Source organism: Blastococcus xanthinilyticus, from assembly GCF_008124835.1.
GTDB classification, from domain to species: Bacteria; Actinomycetota; Actinomycetes; order Mycobacteriales; family Geodermatophilaceae; genus Blastococcus; species Blastococcus xanthinilyticus.
In genome coordinates this window covers 250,679-271,768 of the sequence record NZ_VNHW01000003.1, presented here as the reverse complement: position 1 = coordinate 271,768, position 21,090 = coordinate 250,679, and the positions used below count along the sequence as shown (strand labels likewise).

Annotated in this window: 21 protein-coding genes; 8 read left to right on the top strand and 13 right to left on the bottom strand. The window is 72.8% G+C overall.

The genetic code is table 11. The features are described from left to right. The first annotated feature begins 94 nt into the window (after positions 1-94). Both BD833_RS06465 and BD833_RS06460 read left to right on the top strand, forming a co-directional pair. A complete protein-coding gene (locus tag BD833_RS06465; protein WP_166532298.1) occupies positions 95-607 on the top strand; it encodes a hypothetical protein in 513 nt (170 codons plus the stop codon). 1 nt (position 608) lies between these two features. After that, entirely contained in the window at positions 609-854 is a 246-nt protein-coding gene (locus BD833_RS06460) for a DUF3817 domain-containing protein (protein ID WP_166532297.1), read from the top strand. A gap of 24 nt (positions 855-878) precedes the next feature. Here BD833_RS06460 and BD833_RS06455 read toward each other — a convergent pair whose 3' ends face one another. Continuing rightward, a complete protein-coding gene (locus tag BD833_RS06455; RefSeq protein ID WP_243737483.1) occupies positions 879-1,574 on the bottom strand; it encodes a class F sortase in 696 nt (231 codons plus the stop codon). Positions 1,575-1,653: 79 nt separating this feature from the next. Further along, positions 1,654-2,424, bottom strand: coding sequence for a hypothetical protein (locus BD833_RS06450; RefSeq protein ID WP_166532295.1), 771 nt, complete (start codon positions 2,422-2,424; stop codon positions 1,654-1,656). 361 nt (positions 2,425-2,785) lie between these two features. Here BD833_RS06450 and BD833_RS06445 point away from each other — a divergent pair, with 361 nt between their 5' ends. Beyond that, a complete protein-coding gene (locus BD833_RS06445; RefSeq protein ID WP_166532294.1) occupies positions 2,786-3,361 on the top strand; it encodes a copper resistance CopC family protein in 576 nt (191 codons plus the stop codon). Beyond that, positions 3,358-4,740 carry a copper resistance D family protein gene (locus BD833_RS06440; protein WP_166532293.1) on the top strand — a complete coding sequence of 461 codons (1,383 nt, stop codon included), beginning with the start codon at positions 3,358-3,360 and terminating at the stop codon, positions 4,738-4,740. The genes BD833_RS06445 and BD833_RS06440 overlap by 4 nt, the downstream gene beginning before the upstream one ends. A gap of 19 nt (positions 4,741-4,759) precedes the next feature. Here BD833_RS06440 and metH read toward each other — a convergent pair whose 3' ends face one another. Then, the gene (gene metH, locus BD833_RS06435; protein ID WP_208092381.1) at positions 4,760-8,560 is read right to left on the bottom strand and encodes a methionine synthase; all 3,801 of its coding nucleotides are present in this window, start codon (positions 8,558-8,560) and stop codon (positions 4,760-4,762) included. Between the two features lie 206 nt (positions 8,561-8,766). On the opposite strand from metH, the gene BD833_RS06430 reads away from it, so the two are divergent. Together BD833_RS06430 and BD833_RS06425 are read left to right on the top strand one after the other, a co-directional pair. Then, positions 8,767-9,636, top strand: a complete 870-nt coding sequence (locus tag BD833_RS06430) for a PAC2 family protein (protein WP_166532292.1) — start codon at positions 8,767-8,769, stop codon at positions 9,634-9,636. A 153-nt stretch (positions 9,637-9,789) separates the two neighbouring features. Beyond that, positions 9,790-10,104, top strand: a complete 315-nt coding sequence (locus BD833_RS06425) for an SHOCT domain-containing protein (protein WP_166532291.1) — start codon at positions 9,790-9,792, stop codon at positions 10,102-10,104. A gap of 15 nt (positions 10,105-10,119) precedes the next feature. Here BD833_RS06425 and BD833_RS06420 read toward each other — a convergent pair whose 3' ends face one another. Genes BD833_RS06420 through mshC form a run of 3 tightly spaced genes read right to left on the bottom strand, consistent with a single transcriptional unit; the run spans position 10,120 to position 12,841 of the window. Further along, positions 10,120-10,461, bottom strand: coding sequence for a hypothetical protein (locus tag BD833_RS06420; protein ID WP_166532290.1), 342 nt, complete (start codon positions 10,459-10,461; stop codon positions 10,120-10,122). 59 nt (positions 10,462-10,520) lie between these two features. Next, positions 10,521-11,573 (bottom strand): HD domain-containing protein, encoded by a 1,053-nt coding sequence (locus BD833_RS06415; protein WP_166532289.1) that lies wholly within the window; start codon positions 11,571-11,573, stop codon positions 10,521-10,523. Then, complete coding sequence (mshC, locus tag BD833_RS06410; RefSeq protein WP_166532288.1) at positions 11,573-12,841, bottom strand: cysteine--1-D-myo-inosityl 2-amino-2-deoxy-alpha-D-glucopyranoside ligase; 1,269 nt, start codon at positions 12,839-12,841, stop codon at positions 11,573-11,575. Before mshC ends, BD833_RS06415 begins: the two co-directional genes overlap by 1 nt. 97 nt (positions 12,842-12,938) lie before the next feature. On the opposite strand from mshC, the gene BD833_RS06405 reads away from it, so the two are divergent. Further along, positions 12,939-13,655 (top strand): maleylpyruvate isomerase family mycothiol-dependent enzyme, encoded by a 717-nt coding sequence (locus BD833_RS06405; RefSeq protein ID WP_166532287.1) that lies wholly within the window; start codon positions 12,939-12,941, stop codon positions 13,653-13,655. Between the two features lie 16 nt (positions 13,656-13,671). Here the strand turns inward: BD833_RS06405 and BD833_RS06400 are convergent, their stop codons facing one another. From BD833_RS06400 to BD833_RS06375, 6 genes are all read right to left on the bottom strand, one after another. Further along, positions 13,672-14,040: a VOC family protein gene (locus tag BD833_RS06400; RefSeq protein WP_243737482.1), complete on the bottom strand. Its 369-nt coding sequence runs from the start codon at positions 14,038-14,040 to the stop codon at positions 13,672-13,674. Positions 14,041-14,061: 21 nt separating this feature from the next. Further along, a complete protein-coding gene (locus BD833_RS06395; RefSeq protein WP_166532285.1) occupies positions 14,062-16,479 on the bottom strand; it encodes a P-loop ATPase, Sll1717 family in 2,418 nt (805 codons plus the stop codon). Positions 16,480-16,613: 134 nt separating this feature from the next. After that, positions 16,614-17,363, bottom strand: coding sequence for an SCO1664 family protein (locus BD833_RS06390; protein WP_166532284.1), 750 nt, complete (start codon positions 17,361-17,363; stop codon positions 16,614-16,616). Positions 17,364-17,377: 14 nt separating this feature from the next. Beyond that, positions 17,378-17,929 (bottom strand): DUF3090 family protein, encoded by a 552-nt coding sequence (locus BD833_RS06385; RefSeq protein WP_166532283.1) that lies wholly within the window; start codon positions 17,927-17,929, stop codon positions 17,378-17,380. Positions 17,930-18,000: 71 nt separating this feature from the next. After that, complete coding sequence (locus BD833_RS06380) at positions 18,001-18,699, bottom strand: histidine phosphatase family protein (protein WP_166532282.1); 699 nt, start codon at positions 18,697-18,699, stop codon at positions 18,001-18,003. Then, the gene (locus BD833_RS06375; protein ID WP_166532281.1) at positions 18,696-19,199 is read right to left on the bottom strand and encodes a MarR family winged helix-turn-helix transcriptional regulator; all 504 of its coding nucleotides are present in this window, start codon (positions 19,197-19,199) and stop codon (positions 18,696-18,698) included. The genes BD833_RS06380 and BD833_RS06375 overlap by 4 nt, the downstream gene beginning before the upstream one ends. 50 nt (positions 19,200-19,249) lie before the next feature. On the opposite strand from BD833_RS06375, the gene BD833_RS06370 reads away from it, so the two are divergent. Beyond that, a complete protein-coding gene (locus tag BD833_RS06370) occupies positions 19,250-20,083 on the top strand; it encodes an alpha/beta fold hydrolase (protein WP_166532280.1) in 834 nt (277 codons plus the stop codon). 11 nt (positions 20,084-20,094) lie between these two features. Here BD833_RS06370 and BD833_RS06365 read toward each other — a convergent pair whose 3' ends face one another. After that, positions 20,095-20,934, bottom strand: coding sequence for an undecaprenyl-diphosphate phosphatase (locus BD833_RS06365; RefSeq protein ID WP_166532279.1), 840 nt, complete (start codon positions 20,932-20,934; stop codon positions 20,095-20,097). Positions 20,935-21,090: the final 156 nt, after the last annotated feature.

The following is a 21,090-nucleotide window of genomic DNA, read 5'->3' as shown; positions in this document are numbered from 1 at the left end:
CCTCTCGTCGTCGGGCCGGGCCACATCCTCCCCCGGGCCGACACGGGCCGTGCTAGTTTCAGCCGGACTAATACCCCGGACGAGAGGGGAACCGATGGCCGCGGTACTGCTCAGCGTGCACGTGGTGGCGGCGGTGGTCTTCGTGGGCTCGGTGACCGTCGCGGTGAGCCTCTTCCCCCGCTACGCGCGCCTGGCGCTCGACGGGACGACGGCGCGGTCCGCCGTCCCGGCCCTGCAGCTGCTGCACCGCATCACGCGGGTGTACGCGGTCCTGGCGCTCGCCGTGCCGGTGTTCGGCCTGGCGACCGCCGCCCAGCTCGGCGTCCTGGGGAACGCCTGGGTGCAGGTGTCGATGGCGCTGACCGCGCTGGCCGGCCTGCTGCTGGCGGCCGTCGTGCTCCCCGGACAGCGGGAGCTGCTCTCCCGGGCCGCCGACGGGTCCGGGGAGCCCCCCGGCAGCGGGGCGGCCGCCACCACCCGGGCGGCCGCGCTCGACGCGCCCGCGCTGGTCCGCCGGCTGGGCGCGTACTCCGGCGTCGTCAACCTGCTCTGGGTGGTCGTCGTCGTGCTGATGATCGTGCGGCCCGGCTCGACGACGGGCGTCTGAAGTGCCCCAGCGCTGGCTGGTCGTCGCCGCGACGGTCGAGACGGCCACCCTGGTTCTCCTGCTGGCCAACCTGGCGACCGTCCACGTGCCGTCGGTCGCCTCCGCGCTCGGCCCGGTGCACGGGTTCTGCTACCTGGTCGTCATCGCGCTCGCCTGGCAGCTGCCCGCGCCGACCCGCGTCCGGGCGCTGTCGCTGGTGCCGGCCGTCGGCGGGCTCCTGGTCGTGCGGGCGGCGCCGGCGCGCTGACGCCCCGGCGGGAGGTCGTCCGGCTCAGGCCGGGCGGGTGGCCACCAGCGACGCGAACGCGATCACGTTGTCCGTGTAGCTGCGGGCTCCGGAGTCGAAGTCACCGCCGCAGGTGATCAGCCGCAGCTGGGCGTCGTCGGTGTTGCCGTACACCTCGATGGTCGGGAAGTCGTCCTTGGGGTGGCGCTCCACCCGGTCCACGCGGAAGACGGCGACGGTGCCGTCGGCCCGGGTGACCTCGACCTCGCTGCCGGGTTCCAGGGCGCCGAGATCGAAGAATATGCCGGGTCCGTGGGCGGCGGAGTCCACGTGGCCGAGGATCACCGCCGGGCCGACGGCGCCGGGCGCGGGCCCCCGCTCGTACCAGCCCGCCCGGTCGTCGGCCTCCAGCGGCGGGACCTCCACCGTGCCGTCGTCGTTGAGGCCCAGCCGCATGAGCTCGCTGCTCACGTCGATGGCCGGGATCGTCACCGCGACCGGCGGGGCCGCCGGGGCGGCGTCGGTGGCGGGGGTCGTCGGCTCCGGAGGGGCCACCTGGTCGGAGACCTCCGGGGCGGCCGAGGCGGCCGGCTCGGTCCGGTCGGTGGCCGCCGGCGGCTGCGGCGCGCGCTGCTGACCGGTCACGGCCAGCACCACGGCGAGGACGCCGACGAGCGCGAGCACCAGGGCCAGGGCGGTCCACGTGCGGGTGCCGGGTCGCCGGCTGCGCTGCTCGGTCACGGGGACCATCCTTCCTCCGGTGGGGCGGGGCGCGGAGCCGCGCGGGAGGGCATGCCCCCCGCGCGGCTCCGCGGCCGGATCAGGCCTGGTCGGCCTGGCGGCGGCGGTAGGCGATCGCCCCGGCACCCGCGGCACCGGCCAGCGCCAGCGCGCCGACGCCCATGGCGGTCTGCGCCTCGAAGCCGGCGGTGCTGCCGGCGCCGGTCTCGGCGCCACCCGCGGGAGCGGCGCCCATCTGCGCGGCCTCGAGCGACCCACAGGCGGCCGGAGCGGTCGCCTCCATGGGCAGCGACGGGTCGAGGTCGCTCATGACGTCACCGTCGTAGGCGCCGGAACCGTTCTTGTCGACGCCGTGCAGGACCAGGACGGCAGTGCCCTCCTCGAACGCCGCGTGGACGTCGTCGCTGACCTCGAAGGTCCGCTCGTAGCTGACCGAGCCGTCATCGGCGGTCGGGAAGCGGTCGATGGCCAGGCCGCTCTCGGGGCTGGTGTCGCCGGTGGTGGTCAGCGACGTGCCGATGGCGCCGTAGGCGGGCGCGCCCTCGGTGGTGCTCAGGAAGCCGTCGCCGTCCTTGTCGTCGGCGTCGGTCGGGCACTCGCCCAGGGCGCCGATGTGGAAGTGCTGGGCGTGCGGCGAGCCGGCCAGCAGGCCGGTCGCCTCGACCATGACGGTCGCGGTGTTGCCGTCCAGGGTGACCATCCCGGTGCCGTCGACACCAGAGGAGTTGAGGGCACCGAGGTCGGCCTGGTAGCTGTGCGCCCCCTCGTGCGCCGAGGCGGCGGACATGGTGAGCAGCGGGAACGCCGCGGCGGCGATGGCAACGGTCGGAAGTGCGAGTGCCTTGCGCAAGGTGAGCTCCTCGTCGTCGGAAGAGCCGACTCCGCTCGGAGGCGGGCCGGCGGGCCGCGGTTGGGAACCGCGGGCCCGTCGTGCCGGTGGATGCGCCGGTGCATCCACCGTGGTGCAGGTCTGGTGCGACCTCGGCCAGCGGGCCGGTTCCCCCGGCGGACGAACTCGCCGTCCGCCACCGCGCTGACCACATGACCTTCGTCGTCGATGCCCGATCGGTTCACCGTCATGCCGAAGTAACTCGATCGTGTCCTAGTCGGTTGCGCCCCACCTGGCCCTCCACCAGGCTGGACCCCCGCCTCCGGGGCGCGCCGGCCGGTGCCGCCCGAACCGGAACCGCCCGCACGGACGAAGGCCGGTCATGTCTGCATCGCGCACGCCCGGGCCCGCCCGGGGATCCCGGCCGTCAGCGCTGCTGGTCGTCGCCCTGGTGGCGCTCGGCATCCTGCTGGCGTCGCCCTCGGTGGCCTCCGCCCACGACGGGCTCGTCGGCAGCTCCCCGGGCGCCGGGGAGACCGTCGCGACCGCGCCGTCCGCCGTCGAGCTGCGGTTCAGCGGTACGCCGCTGCCCCTGGGCACCGAGGTCGTCGTCACCGGGCCGGACGGCGGGCGGATCGACCGCGGGGCCCCCGAGATCCGGGACGACGCCGTGGTGCAGCCGCTGGCCGACGCGCCGGACGCCGGCACGTACACCGTGCAGTGGCGCAGCACCTCCGCCGACGGGCACCCGATCTCCGGCTCCTTCGCGTTCGGCGTGACCGGGGACGGGGCCGGCGGCGGGGCAGCCCCGGCTCCGGCCGGCTCGGCCCCGGCGGCGGAGCCCGGCCCCGCCGGCGGTGGTACGGCGTTCGGTGGCCTCGCGGCGGGCGCGGTGGGCGCGGGTGCGCTGTCCGTCCTCGGGCTGCTGCTGGCCCGGCGGCTGCGCGGCCGCGCATGAGCAGCGCCGCACCGGCGACCCGGCAGGCCGGGCCGGAGGAGCCGCCGGTTGCGGCGACCACGGCCGGCCGCGGGCTGCTCCTGCCCGGGGTGGCCCTCGCCCTGGTCGCGCTGGTGCTCGGCGCGGCCGCGATCGGCGGGGACGGCCCGGCGTCCGGGACCGCCGGCCTGACCACGGCCGGCCCGGTGGTGGAGGGCGGGCTGCTGGTGGTCACGCTGGCCGGCCGGATCGCCGCGGTCGGCACGATCGGCGCCCTGGTCCTCGCCGCCGTCCTGGTCCCCGGCCGGTCCGGCTCCCTGGCGCCGGCCGCCCGCCGCGCTGTCCTCGCGACGTCCCGGTGGGCCGCGGCCTGGGCGGGAGCCACCGTCGCCGGCGCCGTGCTGACGCTCAGCCGGCTCGTCGGCGCACCCCCGACCGAGCTGACCTGGTCCTCGGCGCGGGTCTTCCTCACCGACACCGGGACGGGGCGGGCGGCGCTGGTCGTCGTCGCGCTCACCACCACCGTGGCCGTGGGCGCGCGCCGCTGCACCGGGGCGGGCGGCACGCGCGCGATCGGGCTCGTCGCACTGGCGGCGCTGGTCGTCCCGGTGGTGCTCAGCGGGCACTCCTCCGACGCCGACTCCCACCTCCTCGCGGTGACGGCCCTCGGTGCGCACGTCGTGGCCGCCGCGGTCTGGGTCGGGGGCCTGCTCGCCCTGCTGGTGCACGCCCGGCGGGGCGCGGACCTCCCCCGCGCCGCCGGGCGCTTCAGCGGGCTGGCACTGGCCTGCCTGCTGGTCACCGGGAGCTCCGGCGTGGTCGCGGCGTGGATCGTCGCGGGCGGCGCCGCCGGGCTGACCACCGTGCTGGGCAGCGGCTACGGGGAGCTGCTCCTGGCCAAGTCGGGAGCGTTCGTCGTCCTCGGGTTGTTCGGGTGGGCGCACCGCCGGCGCACGCTGCCGCGGCTGCGCGCCGGCGCGCCGGGCGCCTTCCGCCGGTTCGCCGGTGTCGAGGTGCTGGTCATGCTGGCCACCCTCGCGGTGGCCGTCGCGCTGGCCGCGAGCCCTCCCCCGCAGCCCGCGGTCCCCGCACCGGGCACCGCGGCCGCGACCGCGCCGGCGGCCGATCCCATGGCGGGCCACGACCACGGCGAGCTGTCGGTCACCGTGCTGATCGACGACGAGCGCTTCCACGTCGCCGGGCCGGTCGCCGCGGGGTCACGGGTGACCGTGCACAACGGCACCGCCGCGGAGGCGACGATCACCGCGGCCGACGGCTCGTTCGACGTCGTCGTCCCGGGGCGGTCGCTGATCACCTTCCTCGTCCCCGCCGAGTCGGGGAGCTACCCCTTCACCAGCCGCTCCTCCCCCGCGTTCGCCGACGTCCTCGTCGTCGAATGACCCGGTGGGGCGGGGTCGGTCACTCGTCCTCGGTGCGGTAGCCGAGGTTCGGTGACAGCCACCGCTCCGCCTCGGCCACGGTCCAGCCCTTGCGGCGGGCGTAGTCCTCGACCTGGTCGCGGCCGACCCGGCCCAGGACGAAGTAGCGCGACTCGGGGTGGGCGAAGTACAGGCCGCTGACCGCCGCTCCCGGCCACATGGCGAGGTTCTCGGTGAGCTCGATGCCGGTGGCCGCCTCGACGTCGAGCAGCTCCCAGATGGTGCGCTTCTCGGTGTGCTCGGGGCAGGCCGGGTAGCCCGGAGCCGGCCGGATGCCGGCGTACTTCTCGGCGATCAGGGCGTCGTTGTCCAGCGCCTCGTCGGCGGCGTAGCCCCAGAACTCACGGCGGACCCGCTCGTGCAGGCGCTCGGCGAACGCCTCGGCGAGCCGGTCGGCCAGCGCCTCCAGCATGATCGCGCTGTAGTCGTCGTTCTCCTTCTTGAACGCCGCCACCCGCTCGGCCGCCCCGAGGCCGGCGGTCACCGCGAAGGCCCCGACGTAGTCGGGCAACCCGGTCTCCTTCGGCGCCACGAAGTCCGCCAGCGACTTGCGCGGCACGCCGTCGCGGCCCTCGGTCTGCTGGCGCAGCTGGTGCAGGGTGGCCCGGACTTCCGCGCGCGACTCGTCGGTGTAGAGCTCGATGTCGTCGCCCTCGACCTGGTTGGCCGGGAACAGCCCGAACACCCCGCTGGCCCGCAGCCACCTCTCATCCACGACCCGGTCGAGCATCGCCTGGGCGTCCTCGTACAGCCGGCGGGCGGCCTCGCCGGTGGTCGGGTTGTGCAGGATGTCGGGGAACCGGCCGCGCATCTCCCAGGCGTTGAAGAACGGCTGCCAGTCGATGTAGCCGCGCAGCTCCTCCAGCGGGTAGTCGGCGAAGGTCTTCACGAACTGGGTGGCCGCGTGCTGGAGGTGGTCGCAGGGCGGCCCGGAGCAGGTGTCGAGGGCCTGCTGCAGCAGCATCCGCGGCCGGGGCGGCGCGTAGCTGCTCCAGTCGATCGGCGGGGCCGCGGCCCGCGCCGTGGCGATCGGCAGCAGCGTCCGGCTGTCCTGGCGGGCCGCGTGCCGCTCGCGCAGCGCCGCGTAGTCGGCGTCGGTCTCGGCCAGCAGGGTGGGCCGCTGCTCGTCGGACAGCAGGGCGGCGACCACCGGCACGGACCGCGACGCGTCCTTCACCCAGATGACCGGCCCGTGGTACTTCTGGTCGATCTTGACCGCGGTGTGCGCGCGCGAGGTCGTCGCCCCACCGATGAGCAGCGGGATCTCGAAGCCCTGCCGCTCCATCTCCGAGGCGAGGGTGACCATCTCGTCCAGCGACGGCGTGATCAGCCCGGACAGGCCGATGACGTCGGCCCCCTCCGCCTTGGCGGCGTCCAGGATCTTCTGCGGCGGGACCATGACGCCGAGGTCCACGACGTCGTAGTTGTTGCACTGCAGGACGACACCGACGATGTTCTTGCCGATGTCGTGCACGTCGCCCTTGGCCGTCGCCATGACGACCTTGCCGTTCGAGCGCTCGGCGTCGCCCGGCTGCTTCTCCGCCTCGATGTAGGGGATGAGGTGGGCGACGGCCTTCTTCATCACCCGCGCCGACTTCACCACCTGGGGCAGGAACATCTTGCCGGCGCCGAACAGGTCGCCGACGACGTTCATGCCGTCCATGAGCGGGCCCTCGATCACCTCGATCGGCCGGCCACCGCGGGCGGCGATCTCCTGGCGGAGCTCCTCGGTGTCGCTCTCCGCGAACTCGTCGATGCCCTTCACGAGCGCGTGGGTGATCCGCTCCCCCACCGGCAGCGACCGCCACTCCTCGGTGGCGACCTCCTTCACCGAGCCGTCGCCGGCGAAGTCCCCGGCGATCTCGAGCAGCCGCTCGGTGCTGTCCGGACGGCGGTTGAGGATCACGTCCTCGATCCGCTCGCGCAGCAGCTCCGGCACCTCGCTGTAGACCTCCAGCTGGCCGGCGTTGACGATCGCCATGTCCAGCCCCGCCGCGATGGCGTGGTACAGGAAGACCGAGTGGATCGCCTCGCGCACCGGGTTGTTGCCGCGGAAGGAGAAGGACACGTTCGAGACGCCGCCGGAGACCAGGGCGCCGGGCAGGTTCTGCTTGATCCAGCGGGTGGTCTCGATGAAGTCCAGGCCGTAGTTGGCGTGCTCCTCGATGCCGGTGGCGACGGCGAAGATGTTCGGGTCGAAGATGATGTCCTCGACCGGGAACCCGACCTGCTCGACGAGGATGTCGTAGGCCCGCCGGCAGATCTGCGTACGCCGCTCGAAGTTGTCCCCCTGGCCGTCCTCGTCGAACGCCATGACCACGACCGCGGCGCCGTACTTGCGGCACAGCCGCGCGTGGTGGACGAACTTCTCCTCGCCCTCCTTGAGGGAGATGGAGTTGACGATCGCCTTGCCCTGGACGTTCTTGAGGCCGGCCTCCATGACCTCCCACTTGGAGGAGTCGACCATGACCGGCACGCGCGAGATGTCGGGCTCGGCGGCGATCAGCTTGGTGAAGCGGTCCATCGCCTCGACGCCGTCGATCATCCCCTCGTCCATGTTGACGTCGATGACCTGCGCGCCGGCCTCCACCTGCTGCCGGGCGACGGTGAGCGCCGTCGGGTAGTCACCGGCCTTGATCAGGTTCCGGAAGCGGGCCGACCCGGTGATGTTCGTGCGCTCGCCGACGTTGACGAACAGGGACTCCTCGGTGACCGTCAGCGGCTCCAGGCCGGAGAGCCGCAGCGCCGGCCGGATCTCCGGGACGGCGCGCGGCTCCTGGTTCCCCACCGCCCGGGCGATCGCGGCGATGTGCGCCGGGGTGGTGCCGCAGCACCCGCCGACCACGTTCACGAACCCGCTCTCGGCGAACTCCGCGACGATGGCCGCCGTCTCCTCCGCCGCCTCGTCGTACTCGCCGAAGGCGTTGGGCAGCCCGGCGTTCGGGTAGCAGGACACGAACGTGTCGGCAACGCGGGAGATCTCGGCGATGTAGGGCCGCATCTCCTTGGCGCCCAGGGCGCAGTTGAGCCCCACCAGCAACGGCTTGACGTGCCGCACCGAGTACCAGAACGCCTCGGTCACCTGCCCGGAGAGGGTGCGGCCGGAGGCGTCGGTGATGGTGCCGGAGATCATGACCGGCCAGCGGCGGCCGCGCTCCTCGAACAGCGTCTCCAGCGCGAAGATCGCCGCCTTGGCGTTGAGGGTGTCGAAGATCGTCTCGATCAGCAGCGCGTCGACGCCGCCGTCGACCAGGCCGTTCGCCTGCTCCAGGTACGCCGCCACCAGCTGGTCGAAGCTGACGTTCCGGGCGCCGGGGTCGTTGACGTCCGGGGAGATCGACGCCGTCCGGCTGGTCGGGCCGATCGCGCCGGCGACGAACCGCGGCTTGTCCGGCGTGCGCGCGGTCATCCCGTCGCACACCTCGCGGGCGAGGCGGGCGGAGGCGACGTTGAGCTCGTAGGCGAGGTCGGACATGCCGTAGTCGGACAGCGAGATCGCCGTCGCGTTGAACGTGTTGGTCTCGATCAGGTCCGCGCCGGCCTCGAGGTACTCCCGGTGGATGGCGGCGATGATCTGCGGCTGGGTGAGGCTGAGCAGGTCGTTGTTCCCCTGCACGTCGCTCGGCCAGTCGGCGAAGCGCTCGCCGCGGTACCCGGCCTCGTCGGGCCGGTCGCGCTGGATCGCCGTCCCCATGGCGCCGTCGAGCACGAGGATCCGCTGCCGGAGCAGCTCGGTCAGCGCGGCGGTGGCGTCCGGGCGGAGGGTGGGCGAATCGGACACGGCAGATCCCCAGTGGTGAATCGATGGGCGTGCGGGCGCTGTCCCCGGGTGGAGGCGCTCCGTCACCCCGGCGGGCTGGCCCAGGCCTGGGCGTTCCCGATGTCGTGCTCCATCGTCTCACCTCGCCGTCCGCGGGCGCAGCAGGCGAGCACGCGCCACCTGCGCTCGCGCGTCCCGGGCGGGTGGACCGACGTAGGCTGACAGGGGTGACCGACCCGAAGTCCAGTCCCGACGACCTGCCCCAGCTCACCGACCCGGTGGTCGTGGTGGCGTTCGAGGGCTGGAACGACGCCGGAGACGCCGCCACCGGAGCCGTGGAGCACCTCGAGCTGATCTGGGACGCCAAGCCGCTGGCCGCGCTCGATCCGGAGGACTACTACGACTTCCAGGTCAACCGGCCCACCGTCTCGCTGATCGGCGGGGTCAACCGCCGCATCGAGTGGCCCACCACCCGCATCTCGGTCGCCCACCCCGAGGGCATGGACCGCGACGTGGTGCTGATCCGCGGCATCGAGCCCAACATGCGCTGGCGCGGCTTCTGCGCCGAGCTCATCGAGATCCTCGAGGAGCTCGACGTCTCCATGGTGGTCGCCCTGGGCGCGCTGCTGGCCGACACGCCGCACACCCGGCCGACCCCGGTGACCGGCTCGGCGTACGACCAGGAGTCCGCCCGGGCCTACGGGCTGGAGACCTCCCGCTACGAGGGCCCCACCGGCATCCTCGGCATCTTCCAGGACGCCTGCGTGCAGGCCGGGCTGCCGGCGATCAGCTTCTGGGCCGCCGTGCCGCACTACGTGTCGCAGCCGCCGTCCCCGCGGGCGACCGTGGCGCTGCTGCAGCGGGTGGAGGAGGTCCTGGAGACCACCGTGCCGCTGGGCGCGCTGCCGCAGCAGGCCGACGAGTGGGTGAAGACCGTCGACGAGATGGCCCGGGAGGACGACGAGGTCGTCGAGTACGTCCGGTCGCTGGAGGAGCGGGCCACCGAGGTGGACCTGTCCCAGGCCAACGGCGACCAGATCGCCCGCGAGTTCGAAAGATATCTGCGCCGCCGCGGCGGCTCCGCCGGCGGAGCCTGAGGCCCCTCGCAGGGTCCCGCCGCGAGCGTGCGAGCGGTGGGGGGCGACGGAGTCCTTCTGCTGCGCCGCCGCGGCGGCTCCGCCGGCGGAGCCTGAGCCGGTCTCCCGCGCGTGGCACGCCCCCACGCGGTGACGAGCCCCTAGATTGCCGCCATGGATCCCGGCTTCCCTGAGCTCCCCCTCTTCATGCTCATCGCGATGGGTGCGTTCGGGGTCGTCTTCCTCGGCGCGCTCGCGTACATCGTGACGACGGCAGTTCGCAGCCGACGGGTGCTCCGCGACGCCGGGCTCGACCCGGTGGCGGCACCCGCCCAGCTCGTGGCACGCCTGGCCCAGGGGCCGCTCGCCCGTCCGGCGACGAGCCTGGAGGCCCGGCTGGCCGAGCTCGACGACCTGCACCGCCGCGGGCTGATCACCGCCGCCGAGCACGCCGCCGCGCGCGCCCGCGCTCTCGACCCCTCCCGCTGAGCCCCGCTCCGGCGGCTAACGGCGGGACAGACCCGTCACGAAGGCGCGCGCCTCGCGCAGGTAGCGCAGGCAGGTCGCCTCGTCGGGCGCGGGGATCGTCACCCACTCGCGCATGGGCCGGCCGGGCCGGGGCGAGCAGGGCTCCCCGGCACCGCCGGCGATCAGCTCCGCCACGCGCTCGGCGGGCAGCTTGACCACCAGTGCGTCGTCCGAGGCGAAGCCGTAGAACTTCCCGCCGGTGCGGAGCCCCGGCGCGTGCAGCATCCGGCCCTCCTCGTCCTGGGGGTGCTCGGCGAGCAGCTGTGCGGCGGCGGCCGGGAACGCGGTCGCGGCTGTGGGCGCTGGCTGGGTCGGCACGGTCGTCCCTCTCGTCGGCGTGGTCCAGGCATGCAACCACCCCCGGCGGGGAAACGGGGTCAGACCGTGCGCAGCAGCGGGCGCATCTGCGCCGAGGCGTCGGCGTCGAACAGCCGGTCGTGGGTCGCCAGCGCGAACCGGTCGGTCATCCCGGAGACGTAGTCGACGACCTGGGTGACCGGGTCCGCCGCGGTGTCGCGGTAGGAGGCAGGTATCAGCTCGGGGTGCGCGAGGTGGTGGTCGACCAGCCGGCGGATCACGTCGACGGCGAGGTGCTTCTGGCCGGCGGCGACGTCGGAGGCGTAGACGCGGGCGAACATGAAGTCGCGCAGCTCGTGCATCGCCTGCAGCGCGTCGGTGTCCATCACCACGGCGCCGGCGGCGTTCGCCGGCGAGAGCGAGCCGGCGACGACGGCGTCGATCATGGTGCCCACCATCTGGCTGCCCGGCTCGCCGAAGACGGCGACGGCCCGCGCCGGCAGGTCGGCGGTGCGGATGACGCCGGCGCGGGCGGCGTCCAGCGCGTCGTGCGAGAGGTACCCGATCCGGTCGGCGTACCGCACGCACTCGGCCTCGCGGGTGGCCGGCGGCGGGTCGATCTTCCAGCTGTGCGCCCGGATGCCGTCGCGGACCTCCCAGCTGAGGTTGAGGTCCTCCAGCACCTCGACGATCCGCACGCCCTGGGCGGCGTGGTGCCAGCCGCCGGGCACGTAGGGGTCGAACGCCTCCTCGCCGATGTGCCCGAACGGCGAGTGCCCGACGTCGTGGCCCAGCGCGATCGCCTCGGCGAGCGTCTCGTTGAGCCCGAGGGCCCGGGCCAGGGACCGCGCCACCTGGGTCACCTGCAGGGTGTGGGTCAGCCGGGTGACGAAGTGGTCGCCGTCGGGGTGCAGGAAGACCTGCGTCTTGTGCTTGAGCCGGCGGAACGCCTTGGCGTGCAGGATGCGGTCGCGGTCGCGCTCGAAGGCGGTGCGCAGCGCGTCCTCCGGCTCGGAGCGCGCCCGGCCCCGCGACCCGGCAGCACGGGTGGCGGCGGGCGCGAGCAGCTCCTCGGCCCGCTCGCGCGCGGCCCGGTCGGTCGGCCGGAACGGGCCGGGAGGCGCCTCGGGCATCAGCAGTCCGCCAGCTCCACGCCGAGCAGCGCGTCGACGGCGTCGGCGACGACCTGCGGGGCGTGGTCCTCCAGGTCCTCGCCACCGGCGAGGGTGTGCGCGGCCCACGCGTCGACCAGCGCGATGGCGCCCGGGCTGTCGAGGTCGTCGGCCAGCCGCTGGCGCAGCCCCTGCAGCACCGGGCCCGCCGGGGCCCCGGCGTCGCGGGCGGCGGCGCAGCGCCAGGTGGCCAGCCGGTCCTCCGCCTCGCTCAGCAGGGCGGCCGTCCAGGCCCGGTCGGTGCGGTAGTGCCCGGAGAGCAGGGCCAGCCGGATGGCCATCGGGTCGACCCCCTCGCCGCGGAGCTTGGAGACGAACACCAGGTTCCCGCGGCTCTTGCTCATCTTCTCGCCGTCGAGGCCGATCATCGCGGCGTGCACGTACGCCTTGGCGAAGGGCTCGCCCTTGACCCCCGTGGCCGCGGCGGCCAGCGCCTCGACGTGCACGGCGGAGAACTCGTGGTGCGGGAAGATCAGGTCGCTGCCGCCGCCCTGCACGTCGAAGCCCATGCCGATGGTGTCCAGCGCGATGGTGGCGCACTCGATGTGCCAGCCCGGCCGGCCGGTGGTGCCGTTCGGCCCCGCCCAGGAGGGCTCCCCCTCGCGCCGGCCGCGCCACAGCAGCGGGTCGAGGCGGTTGCGCTTGCCCCCGCGGTCGGGGTCTCCCCCGCGCTCGGCGAAGAAGCGCAGCATGGTGGCCTCGTCGTAGCGGGACTCCGAGCCGAACCCGGGGGCCTGCGTGACGTCGTGGTAGACGTCACCGGTGCCGTCGTCCAGCACGTAGGCCAGGCCCTCCTCGAGCAGCTGCTCGATGTACCCGACGATGCGCGGGATGGCCTCGACGGCGCCCACGAAGTCCTCCGGCGGCAGGATCCGCAGCGCCGTCATGTCCTCGCGGAACAGCGCCGTCTCCCGCATGGCCAGGACCACCCAGTCCTCGGAGTCGCGTGCGGCCCGGTCCAGCAGCGGGTCGTCGATGTCGGTGACGTTCTGGACGTAGTGGACGGCGTGGCCGGCGTCCCGCCACATCCGGTTGACCAGGTCGAAGGCCAGGTAGGTGGCGGCGTGACCGAGGTGCGTGGCGTCGTAGGGCGTGATGCCGCAGACGTACATGCGCGCCGTCCGGTCCGGGGTGGTCGCGACGATCTCGCCCCGGGCGGTGTCGTAGACCTTGAGGACGGAGCCGGTGCCGGGCAGGGTCGGCAGCAGCGGAGCGGGCCAGGAGAGCACGGTACGAGCCTAGAGGCGCGGTCCGACGACGCCGATCCGCACGTCCGTGCGGGTCATCACGTCGGGGTGCGCTCCCCCGCCGTCCGCAGGAGGAACCATGGACCTCGACGAGTACCTGCCGGCCCTGCGGCGCGCGGACGCCCGGTTCGCCGAGGCCGCCGCGGCCGCGGTTCTCGCCTCCGGCTGGGGCGCCGCCGTGCCCGGCTGCCCGGGCTGGACGCTGGCCGACCTGGTGTGGCACCTGGCCGAGGTGCAGCGCTTCTGGGCCTGGGTGGTGCGCACCCGCGCCACCTCCCCGGCGGAGTACGACGAGCCCACCAGGCATCCGGACGACGAGCTGCTCGGCTACGTCACCGCGCGGAGCGCCGACCTGGAGACAGCGCTCGCCGGCGCCGATCCGGCCGAGCCCGTGTGGACGTGGGCGCCGCGCAAGGACGTCGCGTTCGTGCTGCGGAGGCAGGTGCAGGAAGCCACCGTGCACACCGTCGACGTCGAGCAGGTGCTCGGCGACGTCCGCCCCATCCCCGCGCGCGTCGGGCTGGACGGGCTGGACGAGTGGCTGGAGCTCATGGTCCCCGCGGCGCTGCCCGACGGCCCGCCCGCCGACGCCCACCCGGTGGTGTTCCACGCCGTGGACGCGGACGCCGTGCGCACCCTGTTCCCCGGGACCAGGCCGTTCCCGATCGCGGCACTCACCGGCACGGCCGGCGACCTGCTCCTGGCCGCGTGGCGCCGGGTGCCCCTGGAGGTGCTGACGGTCGATGGCGACGGGCTGCAGGCCGCCGCGATGATCGGGCTGGTGAGCAACGACTGAGCTCCGGGGCGGCTGCTCACGGCCAGGTCACCGCGTGCCGGTCGAACTCGTCGCCGGTCTGGACGCCGACGACGCAGAACACCAGCCCCGCCGGGTCGAGCAGCTGCCAGAACGAACCCATGTCCGCATGACGGGTGGCCCCCAGGGCCTCCAGGCGGGCGACCTCGGCGGGGATGTCGTCGGTCTCGACGTCGACGTGCCAGCGCGGCGGCGTTCCCTCACCCGTGCGCTGGACCTCGACGTGCCACCCGTCGGCGAACGATCCCAGCGATGCCCACTTCTCGTCGTCGGCGTCGGGTTCGGCGGTGCGCCCGGTGGCGCCGGCCCAGAAGGCGCTGCCGGCGGCATGGTGCTCCGGCGGCAGGTCGAGCAGCAGGATCGACAACCGCGAACGATGGCCCATTGATCACCCCTCAACGACTACGTCGGAACCCGACGACGAACTCTGATCATCAGACCTCTCAGACTCGGCATCCAAGACCCCGAGGTAGGGCCGGAAAGCTGGATGGATTGCCACATATGCCTCCCGGTGCAGCTTGACCCCAAGGCGCGCGGCTAGCACGCGCGCCTTTTTTTCTCCCTGATCAGTGACGGGATAGTCGAACTCCCCCTGTCGCACCTCGATGCCGAGGAAGTTGGCTCTAAGCAGGCGACTGAAGGCTTCTTCGGCGGTCATACTACTTACTGCACCCTCCAGCAGCGCCATGACCTCACTAAGAGGCATCGCCGAGTCTGCGCCAGCGAACTCCAGCAGCACATCATCGAGGTCGTCGGATGCAGAACCTTCAACACGCAGGGCATCGAGAGCAAATCTCGAGTAGTCCTCCTCTGCGCGAGCGACGTCCCCTTCTTCAATACGGTTATGACGCCTGTTCGTGGCAGTAAGTACGCAGGAGTTGCACAGATAGACCAGATCGCGAGGGCGCGGTAGTGAACGCCAGAGCAGATAATCCCGAGTAGGCATGCCTCGGACCTCGGGACAGAAAAAGTCCGTCCACAACTCGCTGCCTATGGCACCTCCCCCACGATGGGCCTCGTATCGGTCCTCAATGAGACGGGCCAACAGTTCCTGATCGTCCCACTGAACCTGCAAGGTCTTAATCTTGTCAGGCTCCCGGGCGTGCTGACGTACGACATCGAAAATATCAGCGCGAAGAAAAACCGCGAGAGTCACGTTCACCTTGGCGCGCCAAGCATCCTCGCGCCGGAAGTCCTTCTCTACCCGCCCGACGGCAGACAGAAGCCCAAGAATCATGCGACTCTGGAGCTCTCTGTCTGCGCCCCGCTCCCACGCCTTGTCAAGATTGTCAATTAGTAGTGCAACCCGCTGCCTATCTCGGAGAGCCCGACCCATTACCGCACGAAGATCGGCAAGCGCTCCACCGTGAAGCCGCCCAGAGAGCCAAGCCTGAGCGTCCTCAACACCCTCCGGCAAATCAGACAGACCAGGCAGCAGCTCATCTAGCAGTCTTTCCAAGCGAAGGGCGAAATTGAGGTCGGCACCCCCAGCGAACTCCTCCATATGAGTACGAAGACGGTCCATATCGCTACCAGTAGCGATACCCGCTGGACGCCCCTCCGCCTCGCGGACCGCCGAGCTGGCAATCTCCGTCAGAAGCATGTAGCGCCAGAGCCCGTCGAGGAGGTAGTCGGCGACTTCGCGCTTCGGGAGGTGGGTCAGCACGGCGACGAGACCCTCAAGCTCGTACCCCGATGGCTTAATGACAGTGACCAGATTGCGCTTGTCGACCGCTAGGCTTTCCGCAGCCGTTAGCATGTTGGCCGTCTTTCCCGTACCTTTGCGACCCACAAAGACCGATGAGGTGCTCGAAAGGACCGCTTCGTACTGCCCAGTTTCCACGAAGTAGTCGGCCAATGCATCTTGCTCATTCTCGGCGACATACTCACCAAACCGTGGCAGCTCCGCCGTTAGCTTTTTGCGACCGACTGCGCGCGTCCCTTCCAGAGCTGGTAGTTCGTCCAGCCATCGCGTTGCATGCTCTCCCAGCTGTTTGGCAGTCGGATAGATGTAGAGGAGATCGCGATAATCCAGTGGTGGCTCAAATCCTTCCTCGGCTACGAGGAGAGTTGGCAACCCGAGCCCAGCAGCCATGCCCGCGAACAGGCTGGCTCGTGCATTGTGCACAGCCGCGCGCTGCCGACTCGGCGCTCGGAGATGCACAATTGCAGCACTGGACGAATAGATTTGACCGACGTACCACGACAGCGGAGCGAGCCCTTGGACCTCCTCGTCGGCAGTGTTTACCGACAGATTTTTGCGCGCCAGCAGCGTCCGATCTAGCGTCTTTCCGGCGTCACCCCTGGTACCGACGGGAAGATAGAAGATTGTACGCGGCTCCCTGGGGCGCACGCCGCCCGCCACTAGCAGGTCCTCCCAGAGCTTGTCGGTGCGCTCATGAGGCCGTAGCTCCGCAAAAGCCTTTGAGAGATGTTCACTGCTACCGCTGTATCCGGTGTACCCGATCGACGAGAGGACTCCCAGCTCCTGCCAGTTTCTGATGGCACGCGTATCGGTGTTGTCGATCAGGAGCATCACCTGCTTCTCCAGGGCCATCGCGTAGCCCACTTCGAAAAGCACATTGGAGTTGATTGAACCAATCTCAGCAGCCACCACGGTCGACGAGTCGATGGCACGGAGAACCTCGTTTATCATGACTCGGCCGTCGACTTTGAGCTGCTCCCATGTCGTGCACGTCACTTGAGAGCGGACCTCGACCTTATGAGCGGAACTGCGCAGTGTCTCTGCAAGCAGCGGGGGCGAGCCGGGGTACGCGAAGAAGACCTGTCCAGTGGGGAGCGTCACACCGCCACCCTGCCACGACACACTGACAGCGGGGAGTCACGGAGCACTGGCGGAACGCCTTCGATCGCGGTGCGAGCCCTCAGAAGTAGCGCAGGCGCCCACCTGGCCGCGGTCGGAGCCCGGAGGGCGACAGATTAAAACGGCGGCCAGGGAAGGGCGGGCCACTCCCCGTTGGGCTCGGGGTGCCGGCCGGTGCGCAGCAGGTCGGCGACCCGGCGCTGGGTGCAGCGCACCTCTGCCCGGGTGAGGTGCTCGTGCAGCTGCTCGCCGAGGTCGGCGCGGAGGTCGTCGGCGAGCCGCTCCAGCATCTCGACCGCCTCGGCGGGCAGCTGCTTGCCCGCCCAGCGCCACAGCAGGGTGCGCAGCTTGGGGTCGACGGAGAAGCAGATGCCGTGGTCGACGCCGTACACGTGGCCGCCGGGCATCGGGATGATGTGGCCGCCCTTCCGGTCGGCGTTGTTGACCACGGCGTCGAACACCGCCATCCGCCGCAGCGCGGGGTCGTCGCGGCGCACGAAGGCGGCGAGGTCCACCTCCGGGTCACCGTCCATCCACAGCTGCACCATGCCGGGACCGAACGGGCCCTCCCGCAGCACGGTGGGTGGCACGACCTGCCAGCCGGTGGCCTCGGAGACGAGGAACGCGGAGATCTCCCGGCCGGCGAGCGTGCCGTCGGGGAAGTCCCAGAGCGGCCGCTCCCCCGCCACCGGCTTGTAGATGCACTCGGCGGCGAGGTCGCCGGTGCGGATGGCGCCGACGAGCGTCACGTTCGACGCGTCGAGCATGCGCCCCTCGAGGTCGATCACGCCCTCGCGGAGCAGCTGGGCGGCCTCGGCGTCGTCGGCCGGCGGGCGGAGGTCGGGCTCGGTGGGCTGCTCGCTCATCGAGGAGCCGCCGCTCAGCGGCGGTAGCCGTTCTGCCGCGGGCAGACGTGGCCGACCGGGTCCAGCGGGAGGGAGCACAGCGGGCAGGACGGGCGGCCGGCGGCCACGACCCGGCGGGCGCGGGCGATGAAGGCCCGTGCGGCCGTGGGGGTGATGGTGACCCGCAGGGCATCGGGGCCCTCGTCGCTGTCGGAGAGGATCGCGTCCTCCTCGATCGGCTCCTCGCCGGCGGCGACCGCCTCCACGACGACGGCCTCGGCGGTGCCGTCCCACGCCAGCCCCATGGCGGCGACGCGGAACTCCTCGTCGACCGGCGCGGTGAGCGGCTCCAGGTCGTCGACGTCGGCGTCGGCCGGGATGACCGTGTCGGGCCGGTTGCCGACCTCGTCGAGCAGGTCGTCCATCCGGTCGGCGAGCACCTGGACCTGGTTCTTCTCCAGCGCCACGCTCACCGTGCGGCCGGTGTCGTCGGTGGCCTGCAGGTAGAACGTGCGGTCCCCGGGCTGACCCACCGTTCCTGCGACGAACCGGGTGGGGCGATCGAAGAGATGGACCTGGCGGGGCACGCGCCCAGGTTACGCGGTACGAGCACCCGGCCCGTCCCACGCCTCGCAGGCCCGGGACGGAACCGGCGGCCTCAGGCGGGCGCGCCGGCTCCCCCGCCCACCACCGCGTCGGACGACGCCTTGCGCCGGCGGCCCTTCCGCGGCGGCGGGATCAGGGCGGAGACGTCGCCCCCGGTGTCGTTGACGCGGGCCACGAACGGCCGGGTGTCGGTGTAGCTGACCACCGAGATCGACGCGGGGTCGACGACGATGCGCTGGAAGGAGTCCAGGTGCAGGCCCAGGGCGTCGGCGAGGATGGCCTTGATGACGTCGCCGTGGCTGCACGCCAGCCACACCGCGTCGGGGCCGAGCCGGGCGTTCCACTCGCGGACGGCGGCGACCGCCCGGGCCTGGGTCTGGGCCAGGCCCTCCCCCTCGGGCCCCGGGAAGACCGCGGCGGAGGGGTGCTGCTGGACCACCTTCCACAGCGGTTCCTTGGCCAGCTCCTTGATCGCGCGGCCGGTCCAGTCGCCGTAGCGGGCCTCACCGAGCCGGTCGTCGGTCTGCGGCTCCAGGTCGCGGCCGGCCCCGACGGCCGCCGCGGTCTGCCGGCAGCGCTCCAGCGGGCTGCTGACGACGGCCGCCAGCGGAACCTTCGCCAGCCGCTCCCCCACCGCCCGCACCTGCGCCTGGCCGGTCTCGTCGAGCTGGACACCGGGCGTCCAGCCGGCCAGCACCCCGCCGGTGTTCGCCGTCGTCCGGCCGTGCCGGAGGAGGATCACGGTGGTCACCGGGCGAGCGTAGGCGGTGACTGCCGCGGCCCCCGGTCCCGCGGCCGGTCCACCGGCGCCTCGATCGAGGCCACCATGTCGTCGAGGAAGGCGTCGATCACCGCCCGCTGCTCGGGGGTCCGCTCGGCCAGCACCGCCGCCGTGGCGTCGACGAGCGGGCCGAAGAACGCCCAGCCCAGCTCCTTCGCCGACTCCTGGACGACCACGTCGACCCGCCGGCGGTCGTCGCTGCGCGGGGTGCGGCGGACGTGACCGGCCCGCTCCAGGCGGTCGAGCAGTGTGGTGACCGAGGCGGTGGTCATGCCCAGCTGCCCGGCGAGCCAGGTGGGGCTGGCCGGCAGGCCCGCCCGTTCCCGGTCGAGCAGGCAGATCAGCGCGCGCACGTCGTTGGCACCGAGCCCGTTGCCCGCCGCGAAGGCCTGTCCCGCGGTGTCCAGCAGCAGGGTGAGGGCGCGCAGCCGGTGCACGGTCGCCGGCGCACGCCGCTCCTCGGAGGTCACCGGAGAATCCTAGGTTGCCGAACAGCTAGATTGTCTAGTTACCTGTCCGCGTGACGTTCGAGCAGAGCTACGCCGCCGCGGCCGCCCGCTGGCCGGCCGGTTCCGACGGCTCCCTCGTCGGGACGTCGTGGGGCCGCACGCACGTGCTGGCCGCCGGGTCGCCCGGCGCGCCGTCGGTGGTGCTGCTGCACGGCGACGGCGCCACGGCCACCGCCTGGGCCGGCGTCGCCGCGGGGCTCGCCGGCCGGTTCCGAGTGCTGGCACCGGACCAGCCCGGCAATCCCGGGCGGAGCACCAGCAGCCGGCCGTTCCGCTCGACCGCGGACCAGGTGGCCTGGCTGGGCGAGCTCCTGGCGGCCGCCACCGACGGCCCCGTGCACCTCGCCGGCCACTCGGCCGGCGCGCACCTGGCGCTCTCCTACGCCCTGGCCGACGACGGGCCGCCGCCGGCGTCGCTCAGCCTGCTCGACCCGACCGCCTGCTTCACCGGGTTCAGCCCGCGCTACCTGCTGCGCGCCGCGCCGTCCCTGGTGCGCCCGACCCCGGCCCGCGTCCGCCGGTTCCTCGCCTGGGAGACCGGCGGGCGCCCGCTGCAGCCGGCGTGGCTGGACACCTACGTCCGCGGCGCCACCGAGTGCCCGCGGACGCCGATCGTGCGCACCCGCCGGCCGGCCCGCGACCGGCTGGCCGGCCTCGCCGTCCCGACCCTGGTGCTGGTCGCCGGGCGCAGCCGCGCGCACGACCCGCGCCGGCTGGTGGCCGGCGCGCGGTCGGCTTTGCCGTCGGTTGACCTGCAGGTGCTCCCCACAGCCACCCACCACACGATGCCGGTGCTGGACGCGCCCGAGCTGGCCGCCGCGATCGAGCGGCACGCCCAGGGCTGACCGGCCCCGGGTCAGGCGCCGGCGGCCGGCTCCAGCACCCCGGCGAACACCAGCGCCAGGATGAGCACGCCGAGCACGATCCGGTAGACGACGAAGGGCACGTAGCTGCCGCGGTCGAGGTAGCGCAGCAACCAGGCGATGACCACCAGGCCGACGCCGAACGCGAGCACCGTCGCGAGGATCGTCGGCCCCCAGGCCAGCGGCGGGCCCTCGACGTCCCCGCTGAGCACCTCGTACACCTGGAAGAACCCCGCGCCCAGGACCGCCGGTACGGCCAGCAGGAACGAGTACCGGGCGGCGGCCGACCGGGTGTAGCCCAGGAAGAGGCCGGCGGTGATCGTGCCGCCGGAGCGCGAGACGCCGGGGATCAGCGCCATGGCCTGGGCGAAGCCGAAGGTGATGCCGTGGCCCACGGTGAGCCGGTCCAGCTCCCGTCGCTTGGCGCCGACGCGGTCGGCCCAGAAGAGCACCAGGGAGAAGACGATCAGCGCGGTCGCCGTGATCCGCAGGTCGCGGAAGGTCGTCTCGATCGAGTCCTGGAACAGCAGGCCGAGGACGACGATCGGCAGCGTGCCGATGATGATCAGCCAGCCCATGCGGGCGTCGGGATCACCCTTCCGGCGTCCGCCCAGGGAGGCGATCCAGGCGGTGATGATCCGCCAGATGTCGTGCCGGAAGTACAGCAGGACGGCGGCCTCGGTGCCGATCTGGGTGATGGCGGTGAACGCCGCGCCGGGGTCGTCCCAGCCGAAGGCCTCCCCCACCACGCGCAGGTGGGCGCTGGAGGAGATCGGCAGGAACTCGGTGAGCCCCTGCACCAGCCCGAGGACGACGGCTTCGATCCAGCCCACCTCAGCACCCCCGGGAGGGGACGGGGGCGGCCGGGCGCGGGACGGGTCGATCGGGCACGGGTGCCCACCCTAGGTGCTCCCGGTGCCGGGCTCGTCGCGGCGCCCCGAGCGTCCGGTGCTCCCGGGTGCCGGCCGCCCGGCGCCGGTAGGTTGGCC